Genomic DNA, 18,852 nt, shown 5'->3' with positions numbered 1-18,852 from the left:
CCGTCACTAGAAAGGAACTTCGCGCATGTCCGCTCTCTCAGCCCTGCTCGACACCTACCGCTCCGCCTCTGTCACCGAACGCGAAAAAGGCACTTACTTCGAGGAGCTGATCTGCGCGTACCTGCGCAATGAGGCCACCTACCGTGATCTGTACGACAAGGTGTGGATGTACGCTGACTGGGCCAAGGAGCAGGGCCTCAGCGGTAAGGACGCGGGCATCGACCTGGTGGCGCGCACTCAAGGCACGGGCGAGTACCACGCCATCCAGTGCAAGCTGTACGCCGAGGATTATCGCGTCCAGAAAAAGGACATCGACAGCTTCTTCACAGCCTCGGGTAAGGCACCTTTCTCGCACCGCATCATTGTCACCACTACCAACAACTGGAGTGAGCACGCCGAGGATGCCCTGCAGGGCCAGCAGCCCCCTGTCAGCAAGATCGACCTGCAAGCCCTGGAAGAAAGCCAGATCGACTGGGCCAAGTACCAGCCCAACCAAGCTGTTGCCCTCAAGGCGCGCAAGCAGCTGCGCGATCACCAGCAGACCGCATTGAACGCCACCGCTGCAGGCCTCAAAGATGCCGAGCGCGGCAAGTTGATCATGGCCTGCGGTACGGGCAAGACCTTCACCAGCTTGAAGATCGCCGAGCGCTTGGCCGGTAAGGGTAAGCGTGTCCTGTTCCTGGTCCCCAGCCTTTCGCTGCTGTCACAGACCCTCACCGAATGGACACAGGAAAGCGAAACCCCACTGCATAGCTTCGCCGTGTGCTCCGACAGCGACGTAGGCAAGAAGCGCAAGGCTGACGAGGATACCGTTCAGGTGTTCACCCATGAACTGCGCTACCCAGCCACCACCAAGGCGGATCGCCTTGCGGCGGAAATGCTCAAGCGCCATGATGCCGAGCACATGAGCGTGGTGTTCTCCACCTACCACTCCATCGACGTGATCAGTCGCGCCCAGCATGACTATGACCTGGCAGCGTTCGACCTGGTGATCTGCGATGAGGCGCACCGCACAACCGGCGCGACCTTTGACGATGATGACGAAAGCACCTTCGTGCGCATCCATGATGCCGACTACATCCGCGCCGCCAAACGCCTGTACATGACGGCCACGCCGCGCATCTATGGCGACAACGCCAAGATCAAGGCCGAGTCCGGTGAAGTCACCCTGTGCTCGATGGATGACGAGGCGCTGTATGGCAAAGAGCTTTTCGTCATCAATTTCTCCGAGGCCGTTCAGCGCGGCCTGCTCACCGATTACAAGGTACTGGTACTCACGGTTGAAGAGAGCGTCATTAACCGCCGCCTTCAGGAGCTGCTGAAGGACGAAGACAACCAGCTCAAGGTAGACGACGCCGCCAAGATCGTCGGCTGCTGGAAGGCGCTGGCCAAGCAGGGACTCCACGAGCAGCTGATTGGCGACGATCAGCCCATGAAGCGCGCAGTCGCCTTCTGCCAGGTTATCTCGCCCAACTACAAGGGCACTAAGCACAAAGTCAGCTCGATCAACATCGCCAGCATGTTCCAGTCGGTGGTTGAGGCTTACCAGGAGTCCGAAAACATCGACGAAGCCTCGCGCATTATCTGCGAGGCCGAGCACGTCGATGGCGGCATGAATGCCAGCCAGAAGGAAGCCAAGCTCAAGTGGCTTAAAGACGAGCCGCCCGCCAACACATGCCGCATCCTCAGCAACGTGCGCTGCCTGTCTGAGGGCGTGGATGTGCCGGCGCTCGACGCCGTGCTATTCCTCACCCCGCGTAACTCCCAGGTGGACGTTGTGCAATCGGTTGGCCGCGTGATGCGCAACGCTCCGGGCAAGAAGCGCGGTTATGTCGTACTGCCCGTGGTCATCCCTGCGGGCATGGAGCCTCACGAAGCGCTCAACGATAACCAGACCTACAAGGTTGTCTGGCAGGTACTCCAGGCCCTGCGCTCGCACGACGACAGCTTCGACGCCATGGTCAACAAGCTCGACCTGATTGGCTCCGACCCGCGCAAGATGGAAGTCATCGCCATCACCGACAAGGCCGACAAGAAGGCGAAGAAAGCCAGCGGCACGAGCAACGGCCAGGCCGGCAAAGGCCAATACGGCATCGGTGAGAAGCGTCCACGGCACGATGCCGAAGGCCAGATGACTCAGCAGGCCGAGCTGACCTATGAAGTGGGTGAAATCGAAAAAGCCATCTACGCCAAGATCGTCGAGAAGTGCGGAAACCGCCACCACTGGGAAGACTGGGCCAACGACATCGCCAAGATCGCCCGCACTCACATCGACCGCATTCAGGCCATTCTGGAAAACCCGGCTAACACTCAGGAAAAGGCCGCCTTCAACGCCTTCGCCGCCGAGCTGCGCGACGACCTCAACGACAGCATCAGCGATGGCGAGATTGTCGAAATGCTCGCCCAGCACCTGGTAACAAAGCCGGTGTTCGATGCGCTGTTCGATGAATACAGCTTTGCCAGTCACAACCCCATGTCCAAGGCCATGCAAGGCGTGCTGGACGCACTTCATGAGCACCACCTGGCCAAGGAAGCCGACACCCTGGAGAAGTTCTATGCCAGCGTGCGTCAGCGCGCAGCGGGCATCACCAGCTCCCAGGGCAAGCAGAAGATCATCGTCGAGCTATACGACAAGTTCTTCCGCAACGCCTTCCCCAAGATGACCGAGCGCCTGGGCATCGTTTACACCCCGGTCGAGGTGGTGGACTTCATCCTTCACAGCGTCAACCACCTGCTGCAACAGGAGTTCGGCCAGACCCTAGGTAGCAAGGGCGTCCACATCATCGACCCGTTCACAGGTACGGGCACCTTTATCACGCGCCTGATTCAGTCAGGTCTGATCAAGCCGGAAGAGCTGCCGCACAAGTACAAGCACGAAATCCATGCCAACGAGCTGGTGCTGCTGGCCTACTACATCGCCGCCATCAATATCGAAGCGGCCTACCACGGCGAAGTGATCGACGAGTACACGCCGTTTGAAGGCATCTGCCTGACTGACACCTTCCAGATGTATGAGAAGGACGATCTGGTGGACGCGCTGCTGGAGGACAACAGTGCCCGGCGTAAGCGTCAGAAGGAGCTGGATATTCGGGTGATTGTGGGTAATCCACCGTATTCCGTGGGGCAAGGCGATGCGAACGCCAACAATGCCAACGTGCCTTACCCCAGCCTGGATGAGCGCATCCGAACAACCTATGCCGCTCGCTCAGACGCGAATAACAAGAACGCGCTGTATGACAGCTATATTCGTTCCATTCGCTGGGCCAGTGACCGTATTGGCGATGCCGGCATCATCGGCTTTGTCACCAACGCTGGCTTTGTCGAAGCAAACACCGCAGACGGCCTGCGCAAGTGCTTGGTCGATGAGTTCTCCAGCCTTTATGTGTTCCATCTTCGTGGCAACCAGCGCACCAGTGGCGAAACTTCTCGGAAGGAAGGCGGCAAGATATTCGGTAGCGGCAGCCGCGCGCCCATTGCCATCTCGCTGCTGGTAAAGAACCCCGACGCACAGGCTCACGGCCAGATCTATTTCCACGATATTGGCGACTACCTTAGCCGCGAAGAAAAGCTGGAGAAGATCGTCAGCTATGCCAGCGTAGCCGGTGTTCCAAGTTGGCAGCATTTAGTCCCTGACGAGCATGGTGATTGGTTGAGGCAGCGCGACAACAGCTTTAGCCAGTTCATCGTATTGGGCGACAAGGACGACAAAAGCTCGTTGGCTCTTTTCGCTAACTACTCCAGCGGCGTGAAAACTCAGCGGGACGCTTGGGCCTACAACTCTGGAAAGGCCAAATTAGAAACACACATGGCAAGTATGATTGGGTTCTACAATTCCGAAGTGACTCGCTTCAACGCGGTCCATCCGGGGCTAGATATTAAGCTTCGGCAGGAACTGGTTGATGACTTCATCGACACCAATCCATCACGCATCAGCTGGACACATAACTTAAAGCAGGACCTTATCCGCGATTACTGCTATGCGTTTGATGCTAGAAGCCTAGTCCCTAGCGTCTATCGACCTTTCACCAAACAGTGGCTGTATTACAACCGTCGCTTCAATGAAAGGGTTTACCAGATGCCACGCATCTTCCCGGACGCAAAGGCCAAGAACTTGCTTATCATGGTTAAGCAGCGTCCAGCTGAAGGTAGTCATCTTGCTCTGATGGTAAATAGCCCTCCTGAATTGCAGAGTGACGGTGGCACGCAATGCTTTCCCCTGTACCTTTACGACGAACCAGGACAGGCTCCCAAAGGCGATCTCTTTGCTGAGCCGGATGAAAGTGGACTGCGCCGCCGCGATGCCATCACCGATGTTGGTCTGGCCCACTTCCAGTCGGCCTATCCAGGCGAGCAGATCAGCAAGGAAGACCTGTTCTACTACGTCTACGGCATCCTCCACTCCCCAGATTACCGCGAACGCTTTGCCGACAATCTCAGCAAGGAACTACCGCGTATTCCGGCTGTGAAGAAGGCTGCCGATTTCTGGGCATTCAGCAAAGCCGGCCGCGCATTGGCCGAGCTTCACCTGAACTACGAAACTGTCGAGCCGTACCCGCTGACCATCGAGGCCAAGGGCACCCTCACCGATGCCGACTACCGCGTGGAAAAGATGAAGCTCGCCAAGAAAGGCGACAAGACCACCGTCATCTACAACCACCGAATCACGATCAAGGGCATCCCCGAAGCGGCCTGGGACTACGTGGTCAACGGTAAGGCCGCACTCGACTGGGTAATGGAGCGCCAGGCCGTGCGTACCGACAAAGCCAGCGGCATCGTCAACGACGCCAACGACTGGGCCATCGAAACCATGGGCAACCCCAAGTACCCGCTGGAACTGTTCCAGCGCGTGGTCACTGTCAGCCTGGAAACCCAAAAGATCGTAAACAGCCTGCCAGCGCTGGATATTTAAGGCGCTGGCGCGCCGTTTGAATTGGAAGCTGACCCGTTCCGGTTGGTACTGCCCCTACTGCAGCGCCAATATCGCGGCCAGCAAGAAGACTGCAGGAGATAAGCAATGACGCATTGGCAAAGACTGCTGCTCTGGATCGACAAGCGGCGCGTGGGCTGGCACCTCGTTGAGGCGACTCAGGGCCGTTTCTACGTCCGATACCTGGATGGGAGCCAAGTCCCATAAGTTCTTCTACAGCACGGCCAAGGACTACGCGGAGCTTTTCGGTGGTGCCGTGGTACATGCTGCGTCTGGGCAGGTTGTGTATGAAGCCGTGCGTGCTTTCCCCAATCCGGGCAACGCCCGCGCCCAATGACCTAGCTGAACCTCGCCGTATAGGCTGAATCCTTCTTGGAACGTCAGCCTATGACCAGTGCGCCGGGGAAAACATGATGCCCAAGCGCGTAAGTGAACTGGAGAGGAACCCTTCGATGACTACGCACTTTACCCCGTACCCTGATGACGATGAAGCCGAGCAGGCGCCATGCGGTACTTGGCTCGGGGAAGCCAGCAACGGCTCCAGCAACTGGGCACACGTCGATTGCGGTTTGTGCCTGAGAAGGCAATCCAAGATCAGCTCCGCACACGAAGCAAGCGAAGCTGCCATCATCGAGCAGATGGGCGATATGGCGGCTTACATGCACGCCTCAGCGACTTAGGAAACAGGCCGCAGGCTCCATTGCCAGCGGCCTCAACACGCCCGGCCTCTGCTATTGATCAGGGCGCACCCACCTAACTCAGGTGACCCTCCTATAAACGCCACTAACAGTGTTGAACTATAGGCAATAAACGCTTGCCTATATGTTTCCTATAGTTCAATATGCGTTCTCGACGTGGCGCGCTCTGGTGATCGGCTCGGCGCGAAGCGGGCGACTATCGCTTCCTGGGCGCGCTTGATGACAACCCACCAACTGGAGCAGTAGTGATATGGCGCGTTTGACACCAGCTGAATACAAGGCTGGCTTGAAGGAAAAGGGCTGGTCAGGGCGAAGTCTTGCTGAGCGGTGGGACTTCTCCCCATCTTGGGTCAGCAAGTTGATCAATGACCCGGAACGGCCCCTGCACTGGGATGACGCGCTCCGTGGCCTCCCCCAGTTCTCAGGGGGCAAGCGCAAGAGCTGACTTCCCCAAGCGTTACCACTCAACCTCGCACACGGCGGGGCTGCTGCAGTGGGAAAACGACTAGAGGGTAATGGTTATGGCGCGTGATTGGGATGTGGCCTTCCACTCGGGAATGAGCGCTCAAGGGGATCTAATCGCTGCGGTTGCTGAGGGTGTTGCGGTCGGCGTTGTAGCGTTGAATCTGAACCTGATCGCCAAGCTGCGGGTGATTCCCCAGTACCTGGATAACGGTGGCGCAGTGTTCATCGATTCCGGTGCGTTCTCTGCTTTCGTGAAGGGAGAGCTAGTGGACTGGCAGCAAGTCTTTTCCGCATACGAAACCATCATTGACCGCACGGATCGTGCCGATGGGCTGAGCATTGTCGCCCCTGACGTAGTGGGTGATCAGGCTGCAACGATTGCCCTCTGGGAGCAGCACGCGCCCCGTATTCAGTCGTGGATGGCCTCGGGGGCGAGGGTGATCATTCCCCTGCAGTGCGGCGAACGCTCGGCGGGTGAGCTGCTGGCGCTTGCCAAAGCCATCTTCCAGACGGATCGATTCTGCGCAGGCGTCCCGTCGAACCTGGCAGCCATGACCGCAGAGGACTGTCTGACGCTGCAGCATCACGACTTTCATATCCTGGGGCGTGTTGTGCTGACCGCTGAGCTTGAAGAGAAGATGGCGGCTCTGTATGCAGGCAATCCGTGCGCTAACTACACAGCTGATGCTAACTGGATGCGCTCGCGCATTCGTCGAATCAGCGAAGCCTCGCGCGCTCTAGGGTCGAAGATACACCCTGCCGGGATTGTTCTTGAGTCGAAGCGCACTCGCGGCGTTCGCGCCGTGCTCAGAGCAGAGGCCTACTCGGACAAGCACCAGCGCCGGGGTTAATGCAGGAACAAAAAAGCCCGCCATTGGCGGGCTTTGTGTTTCCAGCTCAGCTTAGGCCAACCGACGCTTTCAGCTTGGCACCGGCCTTGAAGTTCGGTGCTTTCGAGGCGCTGATCTGCATCGGCTCACCAGTCTTGGGATTGCGGCCAGTGCGTGCCGGGCGCTCCTTGACAGTAAAGGTGCCGAAGCCGAGTAGGGCGACTTCGCCTCCACGCGCCAGCTCATCGCTGATCTTTTCCAGCAGGGTGTTTACCGTGCGCTCAACCTGGGGTTTAGGCAGCTCAGCGTCGAGGCTGATGGCGTTGATGAGTTCGGTCTTGTTCATGGGGATGTCCTTTGGGTGTATGATGAATGCGAAATAATAATACATAAACGTGAGTTTGTTGGCGGTGACTTGGAGCGCATTTACGCCGCCAAGCAGCAATACGCAGTGCTCGCGCGGCTCTTGCGAAAAGCCACCGCGACAGCCTCTATGAGCCGCCACGCTCAGGCCGCTGACAGGGCTTGGCAAGGGCAAGATTGATCGTTTGTGATGACGCTGAACGAAGGGGCTTGGGGCGCAGATTGCCAAGGACGGTCCGGTTTACAGGATTGATCCTTGGGGAGACACGCTCAATGTACGGGGCGTGACGCGGTATCCCAAGTCAGCGTGAGGGTCGAGCGCCCGCACCCGGCGCAAGGCCAGGTGCAGGATCGAGTTCAGATTTCCAGCCGTGGTGACGTGGTGAAGGGACGTGGGAGTTACGACTATTCACTCAGAAGCTGCTCACGACCGATGGCTTTATCCATCAGCGCGCAGTAGAGGCAGCAGGTAGCAACCCCGGCGACGACCGCAATCGCCATGGCGCTGCCCGCGAACGGGATTACCTGGTAAACCAGTGTGCCGGCGACACTGCCAGTCAGCAGCCCAGAGGCCACAACTGGCAGGAGAGGACGCCTTAGCCACCAGTACAAGAGGCCGCCGATGAATTGCATCGCGACCATCGCTACCAGCCACACTGGGAGCTGAAAAATACCTTCTGGTGTCATAGCTTAGGCCCAGATTTCTGGGATTCCTCCTGATGCTGTACCTCGGTGATCTTACGCGAGAGCGAGTCGATAGACATATTGAAGCGCTCAGATGCGCTGATCCGTGTTGCTCCGCGCGGTCGGTCGCTCTCGGCCTCCAGCGTCTTATCCTGACGCCCGCCCTGTTCCAGTGTTTTGATCTCTTGTTTCAGCTTCTGGAATCGCCCTGCAATCAAGGTGCTGACGGAGGCAATCACGGGTACGGTAAAGGTGCCGAGGGTGGATAGGGCCAGCCGGTTCTGCGTCGCGCTGGGCAGGGCGTTGGATATTCCTTTGGCGATGAAGTCCAAGGTTCCGCTGGCTCCTTGGGCGTGATAGGCCTTCAGTGCTTCAATGCCACCTTCTCGGAAAATCTCCTGCTGGTGCAGGTACTCAGCGCCGAAGTTGACGGTGACTGCAACGGCACCTACTGCACCGGTCACAACGAGAGCGGCTACCGGATCGACTTTCGCAAGCAGTTCGGTGAATTTACCGAACGTCTTGTTGGTGGCACTGATCAGCTTGTCTTCAAGTTCCATGGCGAATGCTCTCACTCAGCTTGGTGGGTGTTGAGTGCGGTGCGTACCTGGCTGCAAAACTCACTGATCAGCTCAAGCATGCTGTTCACGGCATTGCCGTGAGAGCGATCAGGAGTGAGCCGGCCAGAACTCAGATCGGAAAGGAACAGGGCGTAGATCGATGCCTGGCTCAGCAGGTGGTTGCGAGTGCCCTGGCTGATCTTGGCTTGACCGATCAGGCCGGAGCATTCGTCGAGGGAGTTGGCGAGGTCGTCATGCTGCATGTTGAGTCTCCAGCTTACATTCCAGGTGAGTAAGGTTTACGGGCGGCGGGCTGCGCAAACAGATCGGACTGCTGAGCAGGCGCCTCCTGCTGGTGTTCAGTGATGGCGTGCGCCAGCGAGTTACTGACTTCAGGCGATGGCCTGCTCAGGTGCTCTACGACAGGATTGGCCTTCATGGATGGGTACTGGACCCGCAGCACTTCACCAAGGCGAACTTGCTCCAGTGCGTCGGTCTTGTGCAGGATGCCAACGCCGTTGCCGATGTCTTGGATGGTCATGCCGAGGTCGTTGACGGTCACCGGACCTTCGTAGATGACGCCTTTGAGCGGCGCGCGAATTTCTGCGACCACGCGGCTCGCGGTATCGGTCAGCTCGGAGCTGATCACGTTTGCAAGCTCAAGCTCGTCAGCCGGCTTGTGATCAAGCCCGAAGACAAAACGGGCAATGGCTTCGCCCGATAGCTTGCCTGCCGCCTTGAAGGGGTCGCGCTGTACGCCCTGGCCCAGCACTTCATGCGCGATGGTTGCGCTCATCCCTGCAATCAGTCGCTCGGGGAACTGCTTGATGCGGGCGTGCTCGGCAGGAGTGACCTGACGCAGTAGGTCTGGGTTGGTGGGGTGCTCGATCTTGGGGTCGGTAGACCGGACCTTTGCGTATCCCTTGGTCAGCGTTGCGATCTTCTCGGAGTCCGCGCCGAAGGTCTGCATCATGAAGCCTTTGCCATTTGCGATATCGCGCTCTTGCTTGGCCTTCAAGCCCTTCATCTCGCTCCATGCTGGATCATCAGCTGGAATGTCATCGAGTACGTCAGAGAGCTTCAGTGGAACCTTGGCCGGGAGCTGCAACATGCTCCAGTCGAAGTGCATGCCCTCGGTAGTCGCAACCATGCACCAGCGGTCGCGGTGCTCCAGGGCGTTGAAGTCTTCGCCCCTGAGTACGGTTTCGTGCGTGTTGTATCCGAGGTCGCGCAACTGGTTACGCAGGATGCTGGCGCTGGCGCTGGAGGCGTAGGGAATGACGTTCTCGAAAAGCACGACAGCAGGGTTGGCCTTGGCGAGGATCACCAGCGCCGCCACAACCAAGTGGCCGACTTCAGGGTGTTGCTCGGGGTGATCGGTGCCTCGCTTGGCGCGCCCAGCCTTGGACGCCCCGGAGCAGGGCAGGCCCATTTCCATGACATCCACGCGCGGGATGTGGCGCATACCGGCTTCATCGAATGCCAGCTCCTGCATCGGTGCCGCGAGCGCAATGGTGTCCTCGCGCCAGTGTTCGCTGACTCTGGCTGCGTGCTCAAGCAGCTCGGGGCGAATCTCGTTGGCGAACCTGGTGTAAGACTCAATGCCGGCTTCTTGTAGACCCTCATGTACGGCATGCGAGAGCAGGCCGCCTCCGTGCGACAAGCTGCCGACTGCCAGCGGCTCACCGCTCTCCACCTTGTCTTTGAGCCGCTGCAGGCGCTCTTTCTTGCGCAGCTCTGAGGCCAGAGGCAGTAGGTATACCTCGCCCTTGCGCTGCACGAGCCGGATGGAACTCATGCCGTCAAACAGCGCCAGCAGCTCTTTGCTGTTCAAGTCGATCACAGGGACACGAGCGCCGCTGCGGACTTCCTTGTGAGAAACGGTTCGTGAGCCATCGGGGTTGGCGCGCAGTATCACGGTGCCGCCCTTCAGATGGATTTCATAGCGATCACCGGGGGCTAGGCCTGCGCCGGCAAGCTCACCGCCCTGCAGCCAGATGCGGGGCTTTCCGCGATTGCTGCCAATGGCTTTGTCTTTGTCGGACCCCTTGACGTAATAACCGCGCATTGTTTGCCCTGTAATTAGTAAACCGTGATAACAGAATATCACCACCGCGAGGGCGCTACCAAATAAGGGATTGAGCGTCAATAATTGATGTGATTTAATAATATCAAATCAAATGAGCCGGCCGGGCCGCACACCTGCAGCCTGGCGGTTGGGCACTCGGAGGCCGCACGATGAGACAGGAATCTAACGACAAAATCATCTATGGGCGCTTTGGCGGACAGCACGCGCCTGCCGTTGTGCAAGACGGCACCGGCAGCCTGACTCGCGGTGGACTCATTGAGCACCTGAGCCGGACTTTCAAGGGGCTTATCCGACGCCCTGTTAGCGGGGCGTGGATCGGCCAGTCTGATGGCAGCGCCGCCTTCGATCAGCGCAAGCCGAGCACCGGCCCCTACAACGCCTTTATTGGCTACTACGAGGATGGTCGTGCCAACCACTTTCTGCGATTCGTCATCGACAAAATGCGCGACAGCCGCGCCTACACGCGCAACGCCGTTGAGCTGCGCTGTGACGCGCTTTGCCTGGCGGTATATGTCAGCGGCATCACTCAGATCGATCCCGTCGAGCGCAAGGCCAGCGAAGGCCTGCGAGTAGTCGTCTACGACCACGACAGCCTCAAGAGCACGAGCATGTGCTCGGTAAAAAACCCGGAAGAGCTGGCTGACAAGCTCTACCAGATTCTGGTCACGACCTATAACCGGCTTTCCCGGCAGTACAACCTGGCCGGCTTTACCAGCGACTTCCTGGTACTGAGAAGCTCCCACCCGGCTATCCCTGATATCGGCATCACGATGGAGCGATAGCGCTGTGATCAAGACTATTCGTAACTGTCAGCGCAGTTTCAGCGGCCTGCCGGTGCTTGAGGATTCGCAGATTGAGGCGTACCTGAGAAATGGGGACGTGCCAACTGGCTGCGCGTACCTAGAGGTTCCGCCAGGCAACGTGATTGTGCAGCGTGGATTTTGGCTGCGCCCCAAAACCCGTATGCACCATACCGCGCAGGTGTTCCTGGTCAGCACCGATCCCTACCTCATGCACGAGGATGCTCACCCTGAGCACCGTAGCCCGATTTACTGCTATCGCTGCCCGAGGGGCGACATAGCGTATCTGGGGTCGGTCGAGAAAATTGGGCCTGAGCGGACGATCTTCGGGCCGCTGCTTGTTGACCTGCATCCACCTATCGACATTGCAGCATCCGGGCTTGCCTATGTTGGGCGAGTCATTGCTGCTATCTAGTTGCTCTGCAGTTGCTATCGTGTAGTAACATTGAACCGTGTTATTTCTAATGGCTGACACTCGCGAGTGCCGCCAGCACATGAACGATGAAGGAGGCCTGATGCCCACTAATGTTACTTGCCCGAGTCTGTTCCGGGCGTCCGCACTCGCTGCTGCGCTGGCTGCAGCGCTTTTGACCGGCTGCGCTTCTAATCCGTACCCGCTGACGGAAATCCCCGGCCCTGAAAGCCTGTTCAGCACCGGGCAAGATAACTCTGTGCCGGAAATGATCGCTGTGCCGGCAGAGCCGGTGAAGCCTGTAAAGGCCGCTAAGTCAGGCCGGGCCTCCAAGAACGCCAAGCGAGAGCCGGTTGCGCCCGAAGTGCAGGCTCAGCAGCTTTACACGGACGGCATGACGGCTCAGGTCACGGGTGATTACGAGATGATGCTCGACAAGCTCATGAAGTCCGCTGAGCTGGGCAATGCGTCCGCGAGCTATGAAATGGCGCGAATGCTAAGTGAGGGCGTCCTTCTGGAGAAGGATGTGAACATGGCCAAGGTGTACCTGGAGCACTCTGCCGAGCATGGGAACGCCGAAGCGCTGCGCGTGCTGGGCTGGAACTACCTGCTGGGCGAATATGGCCGGGTTGAAATGGAGCTGGGCACCGACCTCATGCGCACGGCAGCGCGCAATAGCGTTCGCGCTCAGCGTGAGCTGGGGATGCTGTATGCCAATATCTACAGGCCCCATCTGTCCGACCTGGGCGAGGCCGAGCACTATCTCAGTCTGGCCTCTTACGGCAAGGATGCCGAAGCAACGTATCAGCTCGGGCGCCTGAAGCAATCGCGTGGCGATATCCCTGGTGCAAGGGTGCAGTTTGAAAAGGCTCGCGAGCTGGACCACCCCAAAGCTATGGCGCTCGTCGCTGCAGGACAAGAAGAAGTATCGAAGATGCAGGGCCGGGCCTACTACCGGCAGGGTATGGACATCCTCGTTAAGAGCCGCAAATCTTCACGCGAAGAGGCGCGGGCCTATGCGCTGGTGAGCCTGGCTGATGATCTGGGCTACTACGCGGCAGGCAAAGAGCTGCAGTACCTGGGCGGTATCAAGGATGAGCAGGACAAGAAGAATCCTGGCTGGCTCGACGCCGAGAAAGCCTCCATCCAGAACGAGATTGTCGTCCAATAGGACCTAGGAGGCAGGGCATGATTGCGCATAACGCTGCGTCCCGTGGCTACCAGTTTGCAAGCCAGAACCAGAGTCTCGTGCTGCGGATCAGTCGTGATCTGGATGGCTCGATTATCTCGCGGAAAATCCCCCTCCACGACATGCTGGCTCATGCGCTCGATGAGCGGGCTGCGGGCGTCGGTGATAGCTTGGTGGTTTACGGTGCGGATAGCGCCAGGTTGGCGGCTAAGCGCTGGCCTCGGTGACGCGGCTCTGAATCCAAGCCAGCCTCAGCAGGGAGAGGCTGGCTCCTGCCTTACTCATTCTTGCCCTGCTGGCGCGAGCTGGAAAGCTGCTGGCGCTCTTTCTCCAGTTGATCGATCTTCAGTTCAAGCCGGGCAATATGCTTGGCTTGGCTGGATGCTGTGCCGCGATATTCCTCTATGCGCATGCACAGCTCTACGATGCGTTCTTCTTGCCCCTTGATCTGCGCCTGCGCGACTTCAAACTGCATGCTCTTTTTGTTGAGCTGCTCGGTCACTGCATCGCACGTCACCTGAACCAGCTCCTTGGCCTTGGTTGCTGCACTGCTGGCACTCTGCGCGGTTTCCAGCTCGGCCTTTAGTCGCCCGGTTTCGGCGGCATGCTCCTTCGCAGTGAAGGTTGCTTCGCTTTCCAGTTGCTGCAGACGTGACGCGGTGGCCAGGGCGCGCTGCTCAGCATCCTTGGCCTCCTGCCTGGCAGCGGCCAGCTCTTGTGCGAGCTGTTGTTGTTGCTGGGCATGAGCCTCTTTTACTGCCTGCAGCTCGGCTTTGCTTTCGGCCTTGTGGGTCGCCAGCGCGGCCTCGCCTTGCCGGTTGCGTTCTTGCTCGGCAGCCAGCTGATTGCTCAGCTGGATGATCTTGTCTTCGCGAGCGGTAAGGGTTCGCTCCAGCAGCTGGCGGGCCTCATTTGCGGCCTGGATGCGCTCGCTGGCCTCGTTCAGCTCGTCGATGTAGACCGCGCACTGTGCATCCGCCGCCTCTTCGATGCTCGCGATTTTTGCGTTGGCCGCTTGCTGGCAGCTGGCGTTAAGGCTCACCAGCAGCTGCTGCATGCTGCTGGTCATCTGGTCGATGCCAAGGCGTAGCGTTTGCTCGGCCAGGGTGGGGAGTGGTTGGTCCTCCGGGGCCGGGGTTGTGCCGCGCTTATGCTCGGCCCATACCTTCATCAGTCGAGCTGGCGTGCCGTTGCCGATGAGCTGGCGCAGTGCGTGCCCGGTGATGCGCTTGCCTTGCGCCTCGATCTGGGTGCCAGCGGCAATGATCTGGTCGTCGTGAACCTCGGGTGGTCGCATGGCGTGCCTCGCACAAGAAACAAAGAAAGTAAGTAATAAACAAAGAAACTAGCACGCCGCGTCGTTGCCGCCAAGCATGGAACGAGTGTTATACGGGGTCGCCCAAATCCAGCTGCAGCTGGGCCTGTTTGAGCTTGCGGAAGTGGGCGCGGCGCTGCGCCAGGTAGGCAGCGTCATCACCGGGGGGAGGTAGGGCAGGAAGGGAGTAGGCGCCTGGCTGTAGCGGGGCGCCGAATAGGAGCAGCTGTACCTCAGCGCGCGGCTTCTGGCGTGCCATCTGTGCATCCGTTTTTGCGGGCGCGTAGGTAGGGCATGAGGCAGCGCCAGATGCCGTTGAAGTTCGTGCAAACGAAACAGGCATTGAGCGCCAGCAGGCCCCATGCCTGGATGAGCACCGCGTAGATGCACAGTTGCACGCTCGACACCAAGAAGAGTAGCCAGCCGTAGGGAGAGAGACGGACGTTGCTCGACAGCAGCCCAGCGCCAGCAATGCCGAATGCTGCGCCTCCCCATTGAAAGATCAGTTCAATCGTCTGCTCCATCATGAACCTCTGCCGCCTACCCGAGGGCGTGATTGCTGATCTGTTGGCTGGCTGCACGGCGGGGGTAGGCCGGCAGTGTTTGCGCTGAGCCATCGTGATCAGCTTGCCAGAGGCGAAAGCCCTCGACCCGGATCAGTCCCGCGCAACTGGATCGATCATCAACACGCAAGGCCTGAACATCAAGCGTCTGCGTGCCGATGCTGCGGATATCGCTAAGCGGGCCGCTCAAGTTGTTGAGCAGCTCCAGTCGCTCAGGAGCGACGCTAGAGGGCAGCATCACGATAAAGTCCCAATCACTTCCGGGGGTTTCTGGGCGCATGGCATTGATGCCGTAGCACCAGATTTCAGTCGCGTCCGGCACTACCTGGCGGATGCGCTCGACGGCTTCAGCAAGAAAATGCCTGCGCCTGCTCATCAGGCGGGCATGCCGGTGGTGAATGGGGAACTCGCCTGCAGTGCGATGGGCCATCTGAAGTCCTCCTGTATTAGTACGGTACAATAATACTATATAGGTTAGGGGCTGGCCGTGGATTTCTATTTGCGCGCCGCCGTGCAGACCTCACTCGCCCTCGATACCCAGCTCTTCTCGGCACTGATCGCACAGCCCGCCGCCCTCATCATCCGAGAACTGCAGCTCGCAGACTTCATGCCACCAGTGGCAGTGGACGCACAGCTCGGTGTCCACGGTGAGCAATTGCTGTGGGATGCAAATAAAGTTTCTCCTTAGAAATAAAGTGTCATCCCGAGCAATCGGGTTCTGGCCTTGTCCGCCCCCTGGAACCCCCAATGATTACGGCCTGCAAGGCCGCAATCAGGGAGGAAAATAGCAAGGTCACAATAGAAATCAACGACTTACGATTTCAGGTAAGGATGACACTTTATTCGCATGGCTCCGGGGTTTTCCGACCATTTGAAGGCCGCTGCGAGGCATTAGGATGAGACTTTAGGTACAGGTCGGGCAGTGAGCTTCCCAGCCAGCCCAGCAAATCGTTCCCGTTAGGATGAAACTTTTTTTTGCATCCCGCATCAGCCACTAGATGTTGTGGCAAGCGGGCAATAAAAATCTATGGTCACCCCCACTTTTGCAATACTGATTAACGGGCGATGTGGTTGGCTTGCTTAAATCTATCCGGCGTCTGTTGGGGCAAGCCCCGCGCCACGATGAGAGTCGCGCCTGACGATCCTGAAAAACCGCGCGGCTTCTAAAGCCGATTTTTATGTCAGGGTGTTCGCCAGGCTGGTAGGCCGTTCACGTCATCTGTTGTTCAGCTATCGCAAAACCAGAAAGGTGGATTGTGGTACCGCAACAGCAGCAAGGTCAGGCATTCAAGGTGCCTGGCCCCGCTGCAAATTCTGTATGGCGAACCGACATGGCCCAGGCGATCCGCGCCAACTTGTTAGCCAAGGCGCAGGCCACTACGTTCGAGTGCCGGCGCATCAGCAGCGAGCGCACCCAATCGGCCAGCGGCCCCGTCTGCTGCTCCAGCCGTTGCATGTAGACTCTGGCGCATTGGACCAGTAGCCGCCTGAGATTCTTATCTCCACGCTTGCTAATACCCAAAAGGTTGGCCTTGCCCCCGGTGCTGTATTGTCTGGGTACCAAACCAACGGACGCGGCAAAGTCGCGACTGCAGCCGTACTGCTTGCCATCACCCATTTCCACCGCCAGCAGACTCGCGGTGATTGGGCCAACGCAGGGCATCCCCAGCAGCCGGCGGCCTAAGTCATCCTCGGCCAGTTGACCAGCCAGCTCCTTATCCAGCGCCTTGATCTGTTCATCCAGGTAGACAAAATGCTCGTGCAAACGCTGCAACAGTACAGTCAGCCGAACAGGTAACTCATGCTCAGCCAGAACACTGGGCAGACGCTTCATGATCGCCAGCCCCTTAGGCAGGCTGATACCAAACTCCAGCAGGAAGCCATGCAGCTGATTGACGCTTTTGGTGCGGTCACGCACCAGCGACTCGCGCAGGCGATGCAGCACTGAAAGGGTTTGCTGGGCCTCGGTTTTGGGCGAAACAAAGCGCATCGACGGACGCGAAGCGGCCTCGCAAATGGCCTCGGCATCGACGAAATCGTTTTTGTTGCCCTTGACAAAAGGTCGCACGAACTGCGGAGAAATCAGCTTGGCTTGATGCCCCATGCCCAGTAGCTGGCGAGCGACGAAGTGTGCGCCGGCACAGGCCTCCATCACCACCGTACAGGCCGGAAGGTTGCTGAAAAACCGCATCATCTGCTGACGCGAGAGCTTCTTGCGAAACAGTTCACGGCCGGGCTTGTCTTGGCCGTGCAGGTGGAAACTGTGCTTGCCGAGGTCGATGCCGACCAATGCTAATTCGCTCATGATGATGGCCTCCGAAACAAAACACCCTGCGAAAGCGTAGCCCTCGTAGGGTGTGGGGGTGACCATCTCATTAACCGCCCGAAGGCGGCTTTTTGGGGGAGGGCAGCTCAGTTCACTTTGGTGAAAGTGTCGTCCTTGCCGTGGCGCAGGTAGCTGGTCATCTTGCCGTCTGCAGCAATCTCCAGGGCGCGCTTGCCATCTTTATCGCGGACTAGGAGCTTGTCGGACTCGGCTTTAAGAACGACTTCGACGTTCATATAGCCTTTCTTGTCTTCGTCGATCTGGGCAACGGCACGGTAGCCGCCGCTGGCCTCGGTGACGGTGATAGTTTCGGGCATCTTGGCGTTGTTCTTCCATTGGCCGACAAAGGCGCCGCCTTCCTCTTTACAACCGGCCAGGGCAACAACAGCGAGTGCAGCGATAAACAGTTTTTTCATTTCGACTCCCCAACAATCCAGTCCTTGATATTGTCGTTAGGATACTGCAGTTTCCACGCCTTTAAAATACGGTTATTGGCTCCAGCCGTATCAATGTGTTCGCCCGTGTGCGGATTCTTATAGCGCAACTTCTTGCGCATTATACCAGGCGCAGGGCCTCGCGCACCGCGCGCCCGCCGTGGCTCAGCGGCCTGCGGATCGAGGATTTTAACCACGTCGCTGAGCGACTTCCCATACTCGCCCAGCAGGCCCTCCAGGGCGTCTAAAAAGGCCCTTTCCTGGGCGTATCGAGGATTAGCCTCAATCGCTCTAAGTTCATTCTCTAGGGATTTTATTTGCGCCTCGATTTCTCGATGCTGAATAACAAGTTGGGTCATTTAAAGTTCCATGCCCTGATCGCGGGTTTTGTCGTGTGTTGTTGTCATTTCTGCCTGGCTCTCAATACTGGTCGCGGCTGCAATTGAAGTATCAAGATCTAGCGCAGGATTCTCGTAAATAGCTGACCTGTAATCAGGTTCACCCATCATGCCGCCCATTAGAACGGCTAGCTTCTGCTGCTCGGGTTTTCCCTGCAGGAAAGAGTAACCCTCAAGATCTTTTGCCGCGATTTCTTTTATTTGATCGGGGCTCATTGCTTTGCTTGCATAGGCTTCGTGGCGAAGTTCTGCGTCAATCAATGTTCCTTTGCGAATGATGCTATCCATGCCGGGATCTTCATTCTGATAGTTGCGGTTGATTTCTTCAAACTCCGCAACCTTTGCCTGACCACTCGAAAGGCCTTGCTGTGCGGCTGTTCGCAGTTGCTCTATGTGAGCCCGTTCCTCTGGCTGGGCCTGGCGGGCAGGGGAGGCGAGCATGGTGGCCAGCTTTTCATAGCCTGCCGTCAGCTCGCGGCGCTCGTCCAGGGTCAACGGGCGATTGCGCTCCGTGTGCATCACTCTCGCGGCATTGGGCTCGTTTGCGCTCGTGAGGCGGTGGCTGGACCAATCTCGGTTGGCGCTTGCCTGCGAAATTGCACTGACTTGACCACCGAATTGCATTCGCATTGACCACTCGATTGCATGCGGTTTGACCAATACACGCCGTAGTGACGACCGGCCTAAGTCGACCCCAAGCTGCCGGTCGCGACAGGCAGCAACCGGCCCAGACCGTGTAAAAACGTTGGCATCGTCCTTGCTGTGATTTGATGGATTCAAAATCAGCGGGGGACGCCAA

20 protein-coding genes are annotated in these 18,852 nt (G+C 58.3%); 8 read left to right on the top strand and 12 right to left on the bottom strand.

What is annotated here, in order from left to right:
* Positions 1–25 precede the first annotated feature (25 nt).
* The 3 genes from EGJ86_RS19215 (at position 26) to EGJ86_RS19200 (ending at position 6,941) form a co-directional block, all read left to right on the top strand.
* Positions 26–4,909, top strand: coding sequence for a type ISP restriction/modification enzyme (locus tag EGJ86_RS19215; protein ID WP_125836235.1), 4,884 nt, complete (start codon positions 26–28; stop codon positions 4,907–4,909).
* A 205-nt stretch (positions 4,910–5,114) separates the two neighbouring features.
* The gene (locus EGJ86_RS25010; protein ID WP_158620908.1) at positions 5,115–5,264 is read left to right on the top strand and encodes a hypothetical protein; all 150 of its coding nucleotides are present in this window, start codon (positions 5,115–5,117) and stop codon (positions 5,262–5,264) included.
* 882 nt (positions 5,265–6,146) lie between these two features.
* Positions 6,147–6,941: a hypothetical protein gene (locus EGJ86_RS19200; RefSeq protein ID WP_256672478.1), complete on the top strand. Its 795-nt coding sequence runs from the start codon at positions 6,147–6,149 to the stop codon at positions 6,939–6,941.
* A 46-nt stretch (positions 6,942–6,987) separates the two neighbouring features.
* Here EGJ86_RS19200 and EGJ86_RS19195 read toward each other — a convergent pair whose 3' ends face one another.
* The 5 genes from EGJ86_RS19195 to EGJ86_RS19175 form a co-directional block, all read right to left on the bottom strand.
* Positions 6,988–7,266, bottom strand: a complete 279-nt coding sequence (locus EGJ86_RS19195; RefSeq protein WP_125836232.1) for an HU family DNA-binding protein — start codon at positions 7,264–7,266, stop codon at positions 6,988–6,990.
* Positions 7,267–7,688: 422 nt separating this feature from the next.
* A complete protein-coding gene (locus tag EGJ86_RS19190) occupies positions 7,689–7,970 on the bottom strand; it encodes a hypothetical protein (RefSeq protein ID WP_125836231.1) in 282 nt (93 codons plus the stop codon).
* Positions 7,967–8,527, bottom strand: coding sequence for a hypothetical protein (locus EGJ86_RS19185; RefSeq protein WP_125836230.1), 561 nt, complete (start codon positions 8,525–8,527; stop codon positions 7,967–7,969). Before EGJ86_RS19185 ends, EGJ86_RS19190 begins: the two co-directional genes overlap by 4 nt.
* Before the next feature lie 11 nt (positions 8,528–8,538).
* Positions 8,539–8,790 (bottom strand): hypothetical protein, encoded by a 252-nt coding sequence (locus EGJ86_RS19180; protein WP_125836229.1) that lies wholly within the window; start codon positions 8,788–8,790, stop codon positions 8,539–8,541.
* A 14-nt stretch (positions 8,791–8,804) separates the two neighbouring features.
* Positions 8,805–10,595: a DNA cytosine methyltransferase gene (locus EGJ86_RS19175; RefSeq protein ID WP_125836228.1), complete on the bottom strand. Its 1,791-nt coding sequence runs from the start codon at positions 10,593–10,595 to the stop codon at positions 8,805–8,807.
* 170 nt (positions 10,596–10,765) lie between these two features.
* Between EGJ86_RS19175 and EGJ86_RS19170 the strand changes: the two genes are divergently transcribed.
* The 4 genes from EGJ86_RS19170 to EGJ86_RS19155 all read left to right on the top strand — a co-directional run bounded on the left by EGJ86_RS19170 (position 10,766) and on the right by EGJ86_RS19155 (position 13,244).
* Complete coding sequence (locus EGJ86_RS19170; RefSeq protein ID WP_125836227.1) at positions 10,766–11,398, top strand: hypothetical protein; 633 nt, start codon at positions 10,766–10,768, stop codon at positions 11,396–11,398.
* A 4-nt stretch (positions 11,399–11,402) separates the two neighbouring features.
* A complete protein-coding gene (locus tag EGJ86_RS19165) occupies positions 11,403–11,831 on the top strand; it encodes a hypothetical protein (RefSeq protein ID WP_256672477.1) in 429 nt (142 codons plus the stop codon).
* A gap of 100 nt (positions 11,832–11,931) precedes the next feature.
* A complete protein-coding gene (locus tag EGJ86_RS19160) occupies positions 11,932–12,999 on the top strand; it encodes a tetratricopeptide repeat protein (RefSeq protein ID WP_125836226.1) in 1,068 nt (355 codons plus the stop codon).
* Between the two features lie 17 nt (positions 13,000–13,016).
* The gene (locus tag EGJ86_RS19155; RefSeq protein WP_125836225.1) at positions 13,017–13,244 is read left to right on the top strand and encodes a hypothetical protein; all 228 of its coding nucleotides are present in this window, start codon (positions 13,017–13,019) and stop codon (positions 13,242–13,244) included.
* A 50-nt stretch (positions 13,245–13,294) separates the two neighbouring features.
* Here EGJ86_RS19155 and EGJ86_RS19150 read toward each other — a convergent pair whose 3' ends face one another.
* The 3 genes from EGJ86_RS19150 to EGJ86_RS19140 form a co-directional block, all read right to left on the bottom strand.
* Positions 13,295–14,314 carry a DNA-binding protein gene (locus tag EGJ86_RS19150; RefSeq protein ID WP_125836224.1) on the bottom strand — a complete coding sequence of 340 codons (1,020 nt, stop codon included), beginning with the start codon at positions 14,312–14,314 and terminating at the stop codon, positions 13,295–13,297.
* 251 nt (positions 14,315–14,565) lie between these two features.
* The gene (locus EGJ86_RS19145; RefSeq protein ID WP_125836223.1) at positions 14,566–14,859 is read right to left on the bottom strand and encodes a hypothetical protein; all 294 of its coding nucleotides are present in this window, start codon (positions 14,857–14,859) and stop codon (positions 14,566–14,568) included.
* A 13-nt stretch (positions 14,860–14,872) separates the two neighbouring features.
* A complete protein-coding gene (locus EGJ86_RS19140; protein ID WP_125836222.1) occupies positions 14,873–15,325 on the bottom strand; it encodes a hypothetical protein in 453 nt (150 codons plus the stop codon).
* A gap of 57 nt (positions 15,326–15,382) precedes the next feature.
* On the opposite strand from EGJ86_RS19140, the gene EGJ86_RS19135 reads away from it, so the two are divergent.
* The gene (locus tag EGJ86_RS19135) at positions 15,383–15,583 is read left to right on the top strand and encodes a hypothetical protein (RefSeq protein WP_125836221.1); all 201 of its coding nucleotides are present in this window, start codon (positions 15,383–15,385) and stop codon (positions 15,581–15,583) included.
* Positions 15,584–16,174: 591 nt separating this feature from the next.
* On the opposite strand, the gene EGJ86_RS19130 is transcribed toward EGJ86_RS19135, so the two are convergent.
* The 4 genes from EGJ86_RS19130 to EGJ86_RS19115 form a co-directional block, all read right to left on the bottom strand.
* Entirely contained in the window at positions 16,175–17,200 is a 1,026-nt protein-coding gene (locus EGJ86_RS19130; protein WP_125836220.1) for an IS110 family transposase, read from the bottom strand.
* A gap of 107 nt (positions 17,201–17,307) precedes the next feature.
* Positions 17,308–17,637, bottom strand: coding sequence for a lipoprotein (locus EGJ86_RS19125; protein WP_125836219.1), 330 nt, complete (start codon positions 17,635–17,637; stop codon positions 17,308–17,310).
* Positions 17,634–18,014 (bottom strand): histone-like nucleoid-structuring protein, MvaT/MvaU family, encoded by a 381-nt coding sequence (locus EGJ86_RS19120; protein WP_125836218.1) that lies wholly within the window; start codon positions 18,012–18,014, stop codon positions 17,634–17,636. The genes EGJ86_RS19125 and EGJ86_RS19120 overlap by 4 nt, the downstream gene beginning before the upstream one ends.
* Positions 18,015–18,852, bottom strand: an 838-nt coding sequence (locus EGJ86_RS19115) for a hypothetical protein (protein WP_218565892.1), incomplete at its 5' end; no start/stop codon positions are given.

Origin of the sequence: Pseudomonas sp. o96-267, assembly GCF_003935465.1 — a bacterium.
Classification (GTDB): domain Bacteria; phylum Pseudomonadota; class Gammaproteobacteria; order Pseudomonadales; family Pseudomonadaceae; genus Aquipseudomonas; species Aquipseudomonas sediminis.
The sequence above is the reverse complement of the archived record's forward strand: the minus strand, read 5'-3'. Positions and strand labels throughout refer to the sequence as shown.

Coding starts and splice junctions, on each gene's coding strand:
- EGJ86_RS19215 (WP_125836235.1), top strand. CDS start 26: ATGTCCGCTCTCTCAGCCCTGCTCGACACCTACCGCTCCGCCTCTGTC.
- EGJ86_RS25010 (WP_158620908.1), top strand. CDS start 5,115: ATGGGAGCCAAGTCCCATAAGTTCTTCTACAGCACGGCCAAGGACTAC.
- EGJ86_RS19200 (WP_256672478.1), top strand. CDS start 6,147: ATGGCGCGTGATTGGGATGTGGCCTTCCACTCGGGAATGAGCGCTCAA.
- EGJ86_RS19195 (WP_125836232.1), bottom strand. CDS start 7,266: ATGAACAAGACCGAACTCATCAACGCCATCAGCCTCGACGCTGAGCTG.
- EGJ86_RS19190 (WP_125836231.1), bottom strand. CDS start 7,970: ATGACACCAGAAGGTATTTTTCAGCTCCCAGTGTGGCTGGTAGCGATG.
- EGJ86_RS19185 (WP_125836230.1), bottom strand. CDS start 8,527: ATGGAACTTGAAGACAAGCTGATCAGTGCCACCAACAAGACGTTCGGT.
- EGJ86_RS19180 (WP_125836229.1), bottom strand. CDS start 8,790: ATGCAGCATGACGACCTCGCCAACTCCCTCGACGAATGCTCCGGCCTG.
- EGJ86_RS19175 (WP_125836228.1), bottom strand. CDS start 10,595: ATGCGCGGTTATTACGTCAAGGGGTCCGACAAAGACAAAGCCATTGGC.
- EGJ86_RS19170 (WP_125836227.1), top strand. CDS start 10,766: ATGAGACAGGAATCTAACGACAAAATCATCTATGGGCGCTTTGGCGGA.
- EGJ86_RS19160 (WP_125836226.1), top strand. CDS start 11,932: ATGCCCACTAATGTTACTTGCCCGAGTCTGTTCCGGGCGTCCGCACTC.
- EGJ86_RS19155 (WP_125836225.1), top strand. CDS start 13,017: ATGATTGCGCATAACGCTGCGTCCCGTGGCTACCAGTTTGCAAGCCAG.
- EGJ86_RS19150 (WP_125836224.1), bottom strand. CDS start 14,314: ATGCGACCACCCGAGGTTCACGACGACCAGATCATTGCCGCTGGCACC.
- EGJ86_RS19145 (WP_125836223.1), bottom strand. CDS start 14,859: ATGATGGAGCAGACGATTGAACTGATCTTTCAATGGGGAGGCGCAGCA.
- EGJ86_RS19140 (WP_125836222.1), bottom strand. CDS start 15,325: ATGGCCCATCGCACTGCAGGCGAGTTCCCCATTCACCACCGGCATGCC.
- EGJ86_RS19130 (WP_125836220.1), bottom strand. CDS start 17,200: ATGAGCGAATTAGCATTGGTCGGCATCGACCTCGGCAAGCACAGTTTC.
- EGJ86_RS19125 (WP_125836219.1), bottom strand. CDS start 17,637: ATGAAAAAACTGTTTATCGCTGCACTCGCTGTTGTTGCCCTGGCCGGT.
- EGJ86_RS19120 (WP_125836218.1), bottom strand. CDS start 18,014: ATGACCCAACTTGTTATTCAGCATCGAGAAATCGAGGCGCAAATAAAA.